The sequence below is a fragment of the Halorubrum salsamenti genome (assembly GCF_007671685.1).
Lineage (GTDB): Archaea > Halobacteriota > Halobacteria > Halobacteriales > Haloferacaceae > Halorubrum > Halorubrum salsamenti.
Genome location: NZ_VCNL01000002.1, coordinates 141,442 through 153,893, shown reverse-complemented (window position 1 = coordinate 153,893; position 12,452 = coordinate 141,442). Strand labels below are relative to the sequence as shown.

General features: G+C 69.0%; 14 protein-coding genes. 3 read left to right on the top strand and 11 right to left on the bottom strand.

The window, feature by feature from the left end:
• The first annotated feature begins 19 nt into the window (after positions 1 to 19).
• Entirely contained in the window at positions 20 to 901 is an 882-nt protein-coding gene (locus FGL94_RS05395; RefSeq protein ID WP_144921845.1) for an MOSC domain-containing protein, read from the top strand.
• A 14-nt stretch (positions 902 to 915) separates the two neighbouring features.
• Here the strand turns inward: FGL94_RS05395 and FGL94_RS05390 are convergent, their stop codons facing one another.
• The gene (locus tag FGL94_RS05390) at positions 916 to 1,824 is read right to left on the bottom strand and encodes a hypothetical protein (protein ID WP_144921842.1); all 909 of its coding nucleotides are present in this window, start codon (positions 1,822 to 1,824) and stop codon (positions 916 to 918) included.
• An 84-nt stretch (positions 1,825 to 1,908) separates the two neighbouring features.
• The gene (locus FGL94_RS05385; RefSeq protein ID WP_144921839.1) at positions 1,909 to 2,778 is read right to left on the bottom strand and encodes a CheF family chemotaxis protein; all 870 of its coding nucleotides are present in this window, start codon (positions 2,776 to 2,778) and stop codon (positions 1,909 to 1,911) included.
• Between the two features lie 179 nt (positions 2,779 to 2,957).
• Here FGL94_RS05385 and fer point away from each other — a divergent pair, with 179 nt between their 5' ends.
• Positions 2,958 to 3,347, top strand: a complete 390-nt coding sequence (gene fer / locus FGL94_RS05380; RefSeq protein ID WP_144921836.1) for a ferredoxin Fer — start codon at positions 2,958 to 2,960, stop codon at positions 3,345 to 3,347.
• A 197-nt stretch (positions 3,348 to 3,544) separates the two neighbouring features.
• Here fer and mnhG read toward each other — a convergent pair whose 3' ends face one another.
• The 8 genes from mnhG to FGL94_RS05340 all read right to left on the bottom strand — a co-directional run bounded on the left by mnhG (position 3,545) and on the right by FGL94_RS05340 (position 10,822).
• Positions 3,545 to 3,886 (bottom strand): monovalent cation/H(+) antiporter subunit G, encoded by a 342-nt coding sequence (gene mnhG / locus FGL94_RS05375; protein ID WP_144921834.1) that lies wholly within the window; start codon positions 3,884 to 3,886, stop codon positions 3,545 to 3,547.
• A gap of 75 nt (positions 3,887 to 3,961) precedes the next feature.
• A complete protein-coding gene (locus tag FGL94_RS05370; protein ID WP_144921831.1) occupies positions 3,962 to 4,255 on the bottom strand; it encodes a monovalent cation/H+ antiporter complex subunit F in 294 nt (97 codons plus the stop codon).
• Complete coding sequence (locus FGL94_RS05365) at positions 4,245 to 4,904, bottom strand: Na+/H+ antiporter subunit E (protein WP_144921829.1); 660 nt, start codon at positions 4,902 to 4,904, stop codon at positions 4,245 to 4,247. Before FGL94_RS05365 ends, FGL94_RS05370 begins: the two co-directional genes overlap by 11 nt.
• Positions 4,901 to 6,508, bottom strand: coding sequence for a complex I subunit 5 family protein (locus FGL94_RS05360; RefSeq protein WP_144921826.1), 1,608 nt, complete (start codon positions 6,506 to 6,508; stop codon positions 4,901 to 4,903). Before FGL94_RS05360 ends, FGL94_RS05365 begins: the two co-directional genes overlap by 4 nt.
• The gene (locus tag FGL94_RS05355) at positions 6,508 to 6,849 is read right to left on the bottom strand and encodes a sodium:proton antiporter (protein WP_144921824.1); all 342 of its coding nucleotides are present in this window, start codon (positions 6,847 to 6,849) and stop codon (positions 6,508 to 6,510) included. The genes FGL94_RS05360 and FGL94_RS05355 overlap by 1 nt, the downstream gene beginning before the upstream one ends.
• A gap of 46 nt (positions 6,850 to 6,895) precedes the next feature.
• On the bottom strand, positions 6,896 to 7,360 hold the full coding sequence (locus tag FGL94_RS05350; RefSeq protein ID WP_144921821.1) for an MnhB domain-containing protein: 465 nt from the start codon (positions 7,358 to 7,360) through the stop codon (positions 6,896 to 6,898).
• On the bottom strand, positions 7,357 to 9,762 hold the full coding sequence (mbhE, locus tag FGL94_RS05345) for a hydrogen gas-evolving membrane-bound hydrogenase subunit E (RefSeq protein WP_144921818.1): 2,406 nt from the start codon (positions 9,760 to 9,762) through the stop codon (positions 7,357 to 7,359). The genes FGL94_RS05350 and mbhE overlap by 4 nt, the downstream gene beginning before the upstream one ends.
• Positions 9,763 to 10,171: 409 nt before the next feature.
• Positions 10,172 to 10,822 (bottom strand): HVO_0476 family zinc finger protein, encoded by a 651-nt coding sequence (locus FGL94_RS05340; protein ID WP_144921815.1) that lies wholly within the window; start codon positions 10,820 to 10,822, stop codon positions 10,172 to 10,174.
• A gap of 192 nt (positions 10,823 to 11,014) precedes the next feature.
• On the opposite strand from FGL94_RS05340, the gene prs reads away from it, so the two are divergent.
• Entirely contained in the window at positions 11,015 to 11,869 is an 855-nt protein-coding gene (prs, locus tag FGL94_RS05335) for a ribose-phosphate diphosphokinase (RefSeq protein WP_144921812.1), read from the top strand.
• Between the two features lie 7 nt (positions 11,870 to 11,876).
• Here the strand turns inward: prs and FGL94_RS05330 are convergent, their stop codons facing one another.
• Positions 11,877 to 12,434, bottom strand: a complete 558-nt coding sequence (locus FGL94_RS05330) for a sugar O-acetyltransferase (RefSeq protein ID WP_144921809.1) — start codon at positions 12,432 to 12,434, stop codon at positions 11,877 to 11,879.
• Between the last annotated feature and the right edge of the window lie 18 nt (positions 12,435 to 12,452).

The window sequence follows — 12,452 nt, the reverse complement described above, 5'->3', positions numbered from 1 at the left end:
CGCCCCCCGAACCGCGGATATGGCACGTATCGCGGAGCTCGTCGCCTACCCGCTGAAGTCGAACGACGGCGTGGCCGTCGACCGCGCCGAACTCGGACCGAACGGCGCCCTCCGCGGCGACCGGTCGTACGCGCTCGTCGAGGCCGGCGTCGACCCGCACGCGGCCTCGGTCGGCGGCGACGGCGGCTACGTCAACGGGAAGCGCGAGCCGGCGGTTCACGGGCTCTCGGCGAGCTACGAGCTCGCCGGTCCGACCGACGCGACGCCGACCGCCGTGACTCTCTCGCGGCCGGCGCGTCCCGAGGCGGGAGTCGACGCCGACGAGCGCACCTTCGCGCTCCCCGAAGACGGCGACGCGTTGGCGGCGTGGGTCGGCGAGTACCTCGGCTACGCGGTCGACCTCGTCCGCGAGCCCGACGGGGGACTCCCCGACGACCGGGCGGCGCCGGGGCCGACGGTCGCCTCGCGGGCGACGCTGGAGACGGTCGCCTCGTGGTTCGACGAGGTTTCGGGCGCGGCGGAGATGCGGCGACGGCTGCGACCGAACCTCGTGATCGACGACTGCCCGGCGTTCTGGGAGGACCGGCTGTTCGCCGACCACGGGGAGGCCGTCCGCGTCTCGATCGGAGAGACGGAGCTGTTCGGCGTCAACCCGTGTCAGCGCTGCGTCGTCCCCTCGCGGGATCCGGACACGGGCGAGCCGATCGACGGGTTCCGCGAGACGTTCATCCGGAAGCGCCGCGAGACGCTCCCGGCGTGGACCGAGAGCGACCGGTTCGACCACGACTTCCGGCTGATGGTCAACACGGTCGTCCCCGAGGCGGAGTGGGGCTCGACGCTCGCGGTCGGCGACGCGGTCGCGATCGAGGGTGTCGAGCCGGAGCCTGACGGTGGGGATTAAAAGGGAACAGCCGCTTACCGGCCGCCGTCGGTCATCGCCACCGGGTCGCCGTCGGCGAGTTCGCCGTCCGCGACCTCGGGGTCGGCCGCGTTTCCGGCCGAGTCCGCCGATCCGCGCCCCTCGGCGGCCGGGTCCGCGACGCCGAAGTGGGTCCAGAGGGTGGCGCCCGCGACCGCGTAGGCGACGAGGTCGTAGTGGACCGCCCCGTCGAAACCGGTGAACGCGGCGGCGGTGCTGTACGCGAACAGCGCGGCGACGCTCCCGACGAACAGCGCGTCGGTCGTGAGCCGCCCCTCCGCGAGCCCGCCGATAGCCCGGCGGACGATCGGAGCGCAGGCGACGAGGAACGCGATTCCCGACAGCGCGCCGAGGTTGACGAAGAAGTGGGTCGCCATCTGCGAGTCGAGGAGCGACTGCAGGTACGCCACCGTGAGGGGGTCGTAGAACAGCCACTCGATCCTGGTCGGATACAGCACCGCGATGTACGGCGTCGCGACCATCAGTCCGAACAGCACCGCGACGGCGACGCGGGCCGACGCGAACTGCGAGGCCCGCCGGGTCTCGAACGCCCGGTCAGCCGGATCGACGACGAGCCCGCACGCCTCCAGCGTCTCACGGAGGTCGTCACGGGACACCGACGGGTCGTGGTGGACGCCGACGGTGCCGTTCCGAGCGGTCGCCGACGCGGCGCTCACGCCCTCGCGGTCGCGGAGGACGGCCTCCAACAATCCTTCGCGGCGCTTCGTGTCGATCCCCTCGACGGAGAAGGTGTCGTGGACGTGCGGCTCGGGCACCCGCGCGACTCGCGGCCCGGAACCGGAATCGGACGCGTCGGCCGGGAACTCCTCGGCCGGCTCGTCGATCCCCCGCTCGCGGACCACGGCGTCGAGTCGCGTCGACCGCCCGTGGTGGTCGTCTGGCATGTGACACACATGCACCCGTATCGGCATGAAACTTCCCCCGTTCGGGACCGAACGGGGGTCTGGACGGCACTCGGGAGACCGTCGCTAGGAGTTGACCGATTCCATGTACGAGGTGACGATCATCTGCCCCTTCCGCGTGAGCGCGGCGCCCGAGTCGCCGTCGACGACGAGGTCCTCGTCGCGGAGCGTTTCGAGGACCAGCTCCGTCTGGGTGACGTCGCCGGTGACCACGTCGGCGATGTTCGCCTCGCCGCCGGCGGAGTAGATCGACACCAGGATCTCCAGCTGTTCTTCCGTCGGGTCGAACGCCTCGACGTCCTTCATCACCTCGTCGTACTCCAGCTTGATGTACCGACCGAGCACGTTCAGGGTTCGCTCATCGGGGACGGTCGCGATCGACGTCACGGTCTGGGTCTCGGGGACGTGGCGGAACACGAGCGCGGGGCGCTTGGAGCCCGCGATCGTGCGGTCGGTCCGCTCGTAGTCGATGACGGAGGAGAGCTCGACTGAGAACGGGTCGGGACAGTCGGTAAAGCCGATCGCGCCCGGCGAGAGGCTGATCGACGCGGTGTGGTCGGACGCGTCCGTGACGCGCCCGCCGAGTTTCGCCGGGTGGCGGACCGTGACCGTCACGCCGCGCAACAGGGCCTTGAACAGCAGGCGGGTGAACCGCTCCATGTCGTCCGGCTCGCCCTCGACGAGGGCCGTTCGCCTGCCGCCGCCCTGCTCGTAGGCGACGGTGACGCTGTCGCTGAAAAACGACTGGAGGTCGCCGGGGACGGTGCCGACGGCGATGTCGAACACCTTCGAGAGGGGGACAGTCGTCTTCGCGTCGTCGGTGACGAGCACGAGCCGGCGCTGACTCAGGAGGACGCGCCCCGTCACGGGTTCGTCGCTTCCCAGCCCGGAGGTGTGGACGCGACCGACGAAGTCGGCGACGACGGACTCTTCCATCGAACCCTGCTTGCGGCCCTCCGGTATTTACTGTTACTCACGATGAATCAGTCGTGATAACCTACCGATAGGTGCAAAGCGAACGTGTTCGGACGCTCAGAGAACTCAGAGAACTCCGATCGAGCGAGAAAAACGCGGAACAGCAAAGCCTAATGAGGTGGGCATCAAACCGGCAGGTGATGCCCACAGTAGAATACCTCAACTACGAAGTGCTCGACGACCACGGCTGGTCGATGGACGACGACGACCTCTTCGAGGAGGCGGCCGACGCCGACCTCGACGGCGAGGACTACGGCACCCTCGAAGTGAATCAGGGCGAGTACATCCTCGAGTCGGCCGAGGCACAGGGCTACGACTGGCCCTTCTCGTGTCGTGCCGGTGCCTGCGCGAACTGCGCCGCCATCGTCAAGAAGGGCGACATCGAGATGGACATGCAGCAGATCCTCTCCGACGAGGAGGTCGAAGAGAAGGACGTCCGCCTGACCTGCATCGGCAGCCCGGCGACTGACGAGGTCAAGATCGTCTACAACGCGAAACACCTCGACTACCTGCAGAACCGCGTCATCTGAGTCTCGGTACCATGGGACAGCCCCATGGTCCGACAACGCGGTTCATATCGCGTTACAGACGAATACAGCACTCTTACTCTGTTTAACCCGTGGTTCGGGGATATACCGAACCGGTGTGTGTCTCGTTTATAAAGAACGCGAGACGAACACCCACGGCGAAAGCCGTGGGAGAGCGTTACTCGCCGTCGGAGAGAGCGTTACTCGTCGTCGGATTTCCCCGGCCACGTCACGGAGCCGAGGAACGGGACGCCGGTCTGTTCCGCCGCTCGCGAGATCATGTGCGCGCCGGTCGGCACCGTCAGGAACAGGAAGACGATACCGATGAGCGACGAGAGGCCGGCACCCCCGGGACCGAAGTACACGAACCCGGCGAGAAAGACCGCGACCGTTCCGATGGTCGCCGGCTTGCTCGTGGCGTGCATCCGGTTGTACACGTTCGGCAGTCTCAACAGACCGATCGTCCCGACCGTGAGGAAGAACGCCCCGACGACGACGAATCCGATGACGATCCAGGTCCGTATCGAGGTCGATTCGATCATCGACGGTCTCCTCCGGAAACGCGGTGATCTGTTGGACCGTCCTGTCGTATTCGGTGTTGGTAATCCATAGCGTGATCACTCCTGTGTAACGATGATGTCGCCTTCGGTGATGAACTTGGCAACCGCGACCGTCGAGAGGAACGCGATGATCGCGAGAACGAGGCTGACGTTCACGAAGAGGCCCCGGCCGGTCTTGACCGCGAACAGGACGGCGATCGCGACGACGTTCGTCGCGATGGCGTCCAGCGCGACCACGCGGTCGGGAACCGTCGGTCCCCGAACCGCGCGGTAGCCACACAGCAGGTTCAGAAGCGCCACGAGGACGATCGCGGCGTCGATGACCGGTACTAGGAGTCCCTCAGCGGCCATCCTTCTCACCTCCTGTGGCTTCCCCGGTCGCCCGTTCGGCTTCCGTCCCTTCGCTCACTTCCGGGGCGGCCTGCTTGAGGGCGGGATGCGTTCGGTCGGGCGGGTAGACGGCGAAATCCGGCGCGGGGTCGCTCGGCGACAGCGCCTCGTCGAAGATGACGAGCGCGTAGTCCTCCCACTTGCGGATCGGGTCGACGATGTCCTCCGGATCGCTCCCGTCGATGACGTGGATGTACAGCGCGTTCTCCTCGGGATCGTAGTTCAGCGTGAGCGATCCGGGAGTCATCGTGATGCTGTTGGCGATGGTGGTCACGCCGAGATCGGACCGCACGCGCAGCGGGATGAGGATCACCTCGGGCTCGGACGCCCCGGAGAGCGCGAGCACGCGGTACGTGACGTCGAGGCTGGCGACGATCGCCTCCCGGATGAACGTCAGCACGTACAACAACGCGTACGGGACTCCGCGAAGGGATCGGGTGAGATCGACGGTGTCCCCGTACAGACGCCGGAAGACGAAGGCCGTGGGGAAGCCGACTACGAGGCCGATCAGCAGCGACCCGACGAGCGGCTCGGGCTCGAGCGGCGGTCCCTGGACGAACGTCCAGAGGACGCCGAAGAGGACCCCGGCGATCGGCCAGGTTCGGGTCACGCGCCGTCACCCCCGTTCAGCCCCACGACGTCGACGTATCCCTCGCCGTCGAGTGCGGCGGTCGCGGCCGTCTCGGCGAACCGGTAGATCGGATCGAACCCCACGCCGACGAGCACGACGGTCGCCGCGAGCGCGGCGACGACCGCGACCTGGCCCGACTCGACGGTTGCGGTCTCGACCGCCGTCGTCTCCCGACCCCAGAAGCCGCCGACCCACACGCGCGTCGCGTACAGGATCGTCAGCACGGCACCGAGGAGCAACGCGACCAGTGCGAGCGCCGACAGCGCGCCGGGGCCGGACGCAAGCCCCCGAACCGCCGCGTCGAAGGCGAGGAACTTCCCGAAGAACCCGGTCAGCGGCGGGAGACCGATCAGCGAGAGGAGGCCGACGAAGACGGCTCCCGAGAGCACCGGCGAGCGACCGGCAATGCCGCCGAGGTCCCGCAGGCGATCCGTATTGGTCGCGTCCTCGACGGCGGCCGCCGAGAGGAAGAGAAGCCCCTTCGCGAGCGCGTGGTGGAGCGCGAACACGAGCGCGGCCGCGACGGCAACCCCGCGGAGCGTCCCCGCCGGGTCCGCCGCCGCGGCGACCGCGACGGGAACCGCGATGAAGCCGACCTGACCGATGCTCGAGTACGCGAACAGGCCCCCGAGTCGGTCCTGGCCGACGGCGCCGAACCCGCCGACGAGGACGCTCGCGGCCCCCATCGCTCCCAACGTCGGGGCGAGAAAGCCCAGCGGTGACGCGGCGGTGATTCCCGGCAGGTCGACGGGGACCGTCGCGGCGGCGAACACCGTGAAGTAGAGGCGAACGATCGCGTACATGCCGACCTTCTTGGTGACGCCGGCGAACATCGCGGTGATCGGCGTCGGGGCGGCGGCGTAGGCGGCGGGCACCCAGAGCTGGAAGGGGACGAGTCCGGCTTTCAGCGCGAACACCGCGAGCAGCAGCGCCGACAGCCCGACGACGGGAGCGGGATCGATGCCGTACGCCTCGGGGGTCGCCAGTCGCCGGGCCATGTCGGCCATGTTGAGCGTCCCCGTCGTGGCGTACAGGCCCCCGACGGCGACGAGCATGAGCGCGCTCCCGAACACGTTCATCACGAGATAGCGGAACGACGCCGCGGTGGCGTGATCGGTACCGTAGAAGGCGACGAACACGTAACTGACGATCAGCATCACCTCGAACCAGACGAACAGGTTGAACAGATCGCCGGTGAGGAACGACCCGGTCACGCCCACGAGGAGCATGTGGAACAGCGGATGGTAGTACACGCGCTGGTTCACGGGAGTTACGTACCGGACCGAGAACAGTATCGACGCGACGCCGACGCCCGCGGCGATCGTCAGCATGAACGCCGACAGCCCGTCCAAAACGAGCGTGATCCCGAAGGGAGCGGGCCAGCCACCCACCTGATACACCGCTGCGCCGGGGGCCGCCGGCCCGAGAACCAACGCCCAGACGGCGGCGGACACGACTCCGACGTAGCCGACGACGCCGGCCACGCTCGTCGCGCGTTGGACCCGTGGTCGCCGGCCGAGCGCGAGCGTCAGCACGGCGGCGGTCACCGCGACTAGTAGCGGCGCGATCACGAGCACGCTCATTACGTCCACTCCGTGACATCCATGGTCTCGTTCTCCTCGTAGGCGCGGTACGACAGCACGAGCGCCAACGCGGTCGTTCCGAAGCTGATGACGATCGCCGTCAGGACGAGCGCCTGTACCACCGGGTCGGCGACCTCGGGGACGCCGCCACCGTGGACCTCGAGAACGGGCACGAGGTCTCGGGTCCCCTCGTCGATACCTCCCATCGCGATCAGATAGACGAACGTCGCCTGGGAGACGACGGCGACGCCGAACACGACTCGTATCACGTCCCGCTGGAGGAGGAGGAACGTCCCGACGGCGAACAGCCCGCCGACCGCGACCGCGAGGGCGGCGCTCATCGCCCACCACCCTCACGTTCGGTAGACGGCGTCTCTCCGCTCCGGTTCATTCGGAGCTCACCACCGAGACGATCGTCAGGAGGCTGCCGACGACGACGAGGTACACGCCCAGATCGAACGCGAGCGCGCTCGCGAGTTCGACCTCGTGGTAGATCGGGACGCCTTCGAGGTGGACGTACCCCTGCGTCAGGAACGGGTCGCCGATCAGGATCCCCGCGACGCCGCTGCCGAGAACGACCACCAGGCCCGCGAGTAACGTGCGGCGGTAGGCGGTGACCGTCCGGTGCTCGAAGATGCTGGTACCGGGTTCGACCTCCCGGCCGAGCACCCCCGACTCCAGGTAATCGAGGTCGTAGGCGACGTATATCAGCACGAACGCCGCCGTGGTGAGGACGCCGCCGATGAAGCCGCCGCCGGGGAGGTTGTGCCCCTGTAAGAACAGCGAGATCGAGACGACGAGCACGATGGGGACGGTCACCCGGGCCGTCGTCCGCATGATCGTCGTCGTCACGGCGAGTCACCCCCGTCGGGAGTCGGTTCCTCTCCGGCCTCGGTCACGGCCGCCTCACCGCGGGTCCGCATCGTCACGAGCACGAGGATGGCGATCGCGGCGGTCGCGACGACCAGCAGCTCGCCCAGCGTGTCGAACGCCCGGAAATCCACAAGGATGACGTTGACGACGTTGGTGCCGCCGCCGCCCGGAACCGCCTGTTCCGTGTAGTACGCGGCGACGCTCGTCGGGTCGGCGTCGGGGCCGGGTATCGTCAGGAGGACTGCGACGAACGCCATCGCGCCCACGAGGAGCGAAACGCCCGCGTCACGGGCGATCGCGAGCGGTCGCACCTCCGAGTAGAACGACGGCAACCGCTGGAGGACGAGCAGGAACATGAGGAGGACGAGCGTCTCGACGACCAGCTGCGTGAGCGCCAGGTCCGGCGCGCTCGCGAGGATGAAGAAGATGGCGAGCATGAACCCGAGGATCGACAGCGTGAGCACGCCGGAAACGTGTGACGAAGCGGTCGCCACGGCCGCGCCGGCGAGGGTCGCGACCCCCAACACGACGGCGACCGCCAGCGGCACGCCAATTCCGCCGATCCCCCCTATTTCGAGGGGTCCCGCCGCCGCGGCGAAGCCGGCGAGCGCGAGCAGGCTCCCCGCCGCCGCCACCCATCGCACGTACCGCCGGAGGAGGCCGTTGTGGACCGCCGGGCCGAACCGGGCGCTGGTCACGGTCGTGGTCGAGACGATCCAGTCGTACCACCCGCTGGGCCGAACGGGGATCGGCGCGTCGACTCCTCGCTGAACGCCCGCCGCGAGGCGACCCCGAAACGGATACGCGGCGAATCCGCCGACGACGGCGACGGCGGACATCGCGACCGGGGGCGAGAAGTGGGTCGGCAGTCCGACCGACAGCTCCGCCTCGCCGGTGCCGGTGGCGTCGACGGCGCCCTGGACGATGACGTCAACCGCCAACTGCGGCGCGACGCTGACGACGACCGCCGCGCTGGCCAGCACGGCGGGGGGTCCGACCAGCGCGATCGGCGGTCGGTGGACGTCCGCGACCGGGGCTCGCCGCTCGCCGAAGAACAGCGCGAGGAACTTCACCGAGTAGACGACGGTCAACACGCTCGCGAGGGTCGCCACGGCGGGATACAGCCAGGCGAGACCGCCGGCCTCGTGGGCGACTTCGTACGCCGCCTCGAACAGCAGTTCCTTGGAGTAGAAGCCGTTGAACGGCGGGATTCCGGCCATGCTCAACGCGGCGATCACCGTGATGGAGGCCGTTACCGGGAGCTCCCGCCAGAGCCCCCCGAGGTCGTCGAGATCGCGGGTTCCGGCCTCGTGGACGACGATCCCGGCGACGAGGAACAGCGGCGCCTTGAACAGCGCGTGGTTGAGCAGGTGGAACGCGCCGGCCTCGCCGCCGTAGACGACGTCGAAGCCGAAGCCGGCGACCATCAGCCCGAGGTGGCTCGCCGTCGAGTAGGCGAGCAGCTCCTTGGTGTCGGTCGCGGCCACAGCCAGCAGCGACCCGACGGTCATCGTCAGGAGTCCCAGGGTCGCGACGAGCGACACCCATTCGGGACTCATCAGGAGCGGACGCACGCGGCCGAGGAAGTAGACGCCCACCTTGACCATCGTCGCGGAGTGGAGGAACGCGGAGACGGGCGTCGGAGCGACCATGGCGTTCGGCAGCCAGAAGTGGAGCGGCACCTGTGCGGACTTCGCGGCCGCGGCGACGACGATCAGGCCCAGTGCCGGCACGAACAGCCCCGAATCGCGGAGGGCGGCGCGCATCGCCTCGTCGTTCGCGATCATCGCCGTCAGGTCGAAGGTCGCGCCGCCGAGGGCGCCCCGGGATGCCACCGCGAGCATGAGCAGCCCCGCGAGCAGGCAGAGGCCACCGCCCACGGTCACGACCATGGCCATCCGCGCCGAGTAGCGCGACTCGTCGTCGTCCGTGTAGTGGCCGATGAGCACGAACGAACAGAGGCTGGTCAGTTCCCAGAACAGGAAGACGAACACGAGGTCGGAGGCGAGCGCGACGCCGAGTATCGACCCCATGAACGCCAGCAGTGCCGCGTAGTAGCGCGCCAACCCCTCCTCTCCGTGCATGTACGCCGCCGAGTACACGAACACGAGGACGCCGATGCCGCTGGCTAAGAGCGCGAAGAGGAGTCCCCACCCGTCGACGGTGAACTGGGCCCCCACGTCGAGAGCGGGGACCCATGACACCCCGACCGTGCCGTGACTGTCGACCTCCGTCGCCAGCAGTCCGAAACTGGCCGCCGCGACGACGGCCCCCGCATAGCCGGTCCGTTCGCCGAGGACGCGATACAGAAGCGGCGAGAGGACCGCGGCAACGAATGGGAGCGCGACGGCAGTCGCGACGATTGTCAGGTTTGGATCCATCAGTGACCGTCTCTGTCGGCCGATACATCGCTGCCGCCGTCCGCCGTGATCGGCCTTAGCTCGACCATCTGATGCCTACTGCAAAACTCCTGTGGCTGCACAGCGTTCACACACACCGTGTCCGTAGGGAGCATGACAGAACAGCGCACACGGGTTCGCGTGTCGAGAGCGCGAGAACGGACTGAACGCGAATCACAACGCGAGCGAGAACGCCGCTCGGACACCGTTGAGGCGGCCCCGATCGGACGTCTCCGGGTGAGGGAGCGCCCTCTCGGCGTGCGCCACCGTCAGAGGCGCTGCACCTGAACGGCGAGTTCCGCGCCTCCGTCACCGCGGCGGCGGAAGGGGAGTCCACTGACGAGCCCACGGGCCGGAGGTCACCGTCAGCCGTGGGTCACCGGCTACCGGGCTACCAGGCCGACCACGCCGTCAGACTCTCGTCGCGGGCGTACACCCGATTGCAGTCCTTGGCGTACGCGAAGTCGCCCTCGTGGTCAAGCTTCTCGTGGCGGTACTCGGGGGCGTCCTCGCGGATCTGGACGCCCTCGATCGTGAACTCCTCCTCGCCGAAGGTCTCGGTCTCGCCGACGGTGAACTCGTAGTCGCCGGGGACGTTCACCCGGAGCGAGCGCGTCTGGTCGGCGTTGCCGTCCTTCGGGTGAAGCGTCACCGGGACGGTGACGTTGTCGACCGCGCGGGTCCACAGCGTCTCGACGGCCTCGATATCGGCCTCCTCGACGCGCTGCTCGGGTCCGACCTCGATCCCGGTCACCCGGACCTGCATCAGGGCGTCGGGGGAGTCGACGACGAACTCCTCGCCCGTGGCGACGTAGGTGTCCGCGGGCACGTCCATCTCGGTCGAGAACGACTCGCCGTCCTGCGAGACGATGACGGTCAGGCCGACGGTCTCCTCCTCCGGGATCTCGGTTTTGTACGTGTGATCGCAGTCGGTACAGCGGACGGTCGCCTGCCCGCCGGGGCGTAACACTTCGTGGACGGTCTCCTCGCCCGGCGAACACGACGGGCAGGCGAGACCGACTCGGTCTCCTGTTTCGGTCATTACGGCGTCGTATCCGCCGCTCGCGTAAATATCCGCCCCTGTGGCCGCGGTGCGTCACACGCTCGCGTGGGGCTCGGTCGCCGGTCGCTCCGCGGGGCGCTCGTTCCGCGCGACGGTCGCTCCGCGCGGCGGGGCACGCGAAAGCGGGCGAGTAAGGAAACTGGTTTACCGGTGTCTGGGGTACGGACGCCCATGATCGTACCCGGATCCAGCTCACAGCTGCTCGCGGCCGCGCTCGCCGAGGAGACGGGTCGGCCGCTGGCGACCCCGACCTACGACCGGTTCCCGGACGGCGAGGGGCTCGCGGCGGTCCCCGACTTCGCCGGCGACGAGGCGACGGTCGTCGCCGCGACCGACTCCGACGAGGCGTGGGTCGAACTGCTCCAGCTACAGGACGCCGTCCGCGAGGCCGGCGCCGAGCGCGTGACGACGGTGATCCCCTACATGGGGTACGCCCGACAGGACGAGTCGTTCGGCGACGGCCAGCCCGTCTCGGCGCGGGCGATGGCGCGGGCGATCTCGACGGGGACCGACCGCGTCGTCCTCGTCAACCCCCACGAGGCCGACGTGGCCGACTTCTACGACGTACCCGTGGAGACGGTCGACGCCGCGAGCGTGCTCGCGGAGCCCCTGCCGGCCGCCCTCGACGACCCCCTGTTCCTCGCGCCCGACGAGGGCGCGGTCGGCATCGCGGAGACGGTCCGGGACGCGTACGGCGCGGGCGAGACCGACTACTTCGAGAAGCACCGCGACCGCGACACCGGCGAGATCGAGGTGTCGCCTTCGGACGCCCCCGTCGAGGGGCGGGACGTGGTCGTCGTCGACGACATCGTCGCCACCGGGTCGACGATGAGCGAGTCGGTCGCCGTCTTGAACGATCGCGGCGCGGCGCGGGTGCTCGCGGCCTGCGTCCACCCCATGCTCGCGGCCAACGCCGTGACGAAGCTCCGGGGCGCCGGCGTCGACCGCATCGTCGGCAGCGACACGCTCGAACGCGGCTGCAGCGTCGTCAGCGTCGCACCCGTTCTCGCCGAGGCGCTGGCGTAGCGGTCGGTCACTCTATCTCTCGGATCACCCGAGCCGGATTTCCGCCGACGACGACGCGGTCCGGCACGTCGCTCGTGACGACCGCGCCCGAGGCGATCACCGCGCCGTCGCCGACGGTCACGCCCGGGTTGAGCACGGCGCTCCCGCCGATCCAGACGTCGTCGCCGACGGTCACCGGCTCGGCGCGCTCGCGCCCCGTCGCGCGCTCCTCGGGATCGATCGGGTGGGTCGGCGTGTAGACGTGGACCCCCGGGCCGAGAAGACACCGATCGCCGAACGAGACCGGGTTGGTGTCGAGGAACACGCAGCCGTAGTTCGCGAAGAAGCCGTCGCCGACGGCGACGTTGTAGCCGTAGTCGCACCGGAACGGCGGCTGTACGACCGGGTCGTCGCCGACCCCGTCGAACAGCTCTCGCAGGAGCGTCTCGCGTCGTTCCGCCTCCGCCTCGCTCGTCGCGCTGTACCGCCGAGCGAGGTCCTGGGCGCGCTCCCGGTCGGCGACCAGTTCGGGCGCGCTCGGGTCGTAGAGTTCCCCGGCGAGCATCCGCTCCGTCTCGGTGGGCATACCCGACCGAGCGCGCGC

Excerpts from the sequence above, each read along its gene's own strand:
- FGL94_RS05395 (WP_144921845.1), top strand. The coding sequence starts at position 20 with ATGGCACGTATCGCGGAGCTCGTCGCCTACCCGCTGAAGTCGAACGAC.
- FGL94_RS05390 (WP_144921842.1), bottom strand. The coding sequence starts at position 1,824 with ATGCCAGACGACCACCACGGGCGGTCGACGCGACTCGACGCCGTGGTC.
- FGL94_RS05385 (WP_144921839.1), bottom strand. The coding sequence starts at position 2,778 with ATGGAAGAGTCCGTCGTCGCCGACTTCGTCGGTCGCGTCCACACCTCC.
- fer (WP_144921836.1), top strand. The coding sequence starts at position 2,958 with ATGCCCACAGTAGAATACCTCAACTACGAAGTGCTCGACGACCACGGC.
- mnhG (WP_144921834.1), bottom strand. The coding sequence starts at position 3,886 with ATGATCGAATCGACCTCGATACGGACCTGGATCGTCATCGGATTCGTC.
- FGL94_RS05370 (WP_144921831.1), bottom strand. The coding sequence starts at position 4,255 with ATGGCCGCTGAGGGACTCCTAGTACCGGTCATCGACGCCGCGATCGTC.
- FGL94_RS05360 (WP_144921826.1), bottom strand. The coding sequence starts at position 6,508 with ATGAGCGTGCTCGTGATCGCGCCGCTACTAGTCGCGGTGACCGCCGCC.
- FGL94_RS05355 (WP_144921824.1), bottom strand. The coding sequence starts at position 6,849 with ATGAGCGCCGCCCTCGCGGTCGCGGTCGGCGGGCTGTTCGCCGTCGGG.
- mbhE (WP_144921818.1), bottom strand. The coding sequence starts at position 9,762 with ATGGATCCAAACCTGACAATCGTCGCGACTGCCGTCGCGCTCCCATTC.
- FGL94_RS05340 (WP_144921815.1), bottom strand. The coding sequence starts at position 10,822 with ATGACCGAAACAGGAGACCGAGTCGGTCTCGCCTGCCCGTCGTGTTCG.
- prs (WP_144921812.1), top strand. The coding sequence starts at position 11,015 with ATGATCGTACCCGGATCCAGCTCACAGCTGCTCGCGGCCGCGCTCGCC.
- FGL94_RS05330 (WP_144921809.1), bottom strand. The coding sequence starts at position 12,434 with ATGCCCACCGAGACGGAGCGGATGCTCGCCGGGGAACTCTACGACCCG.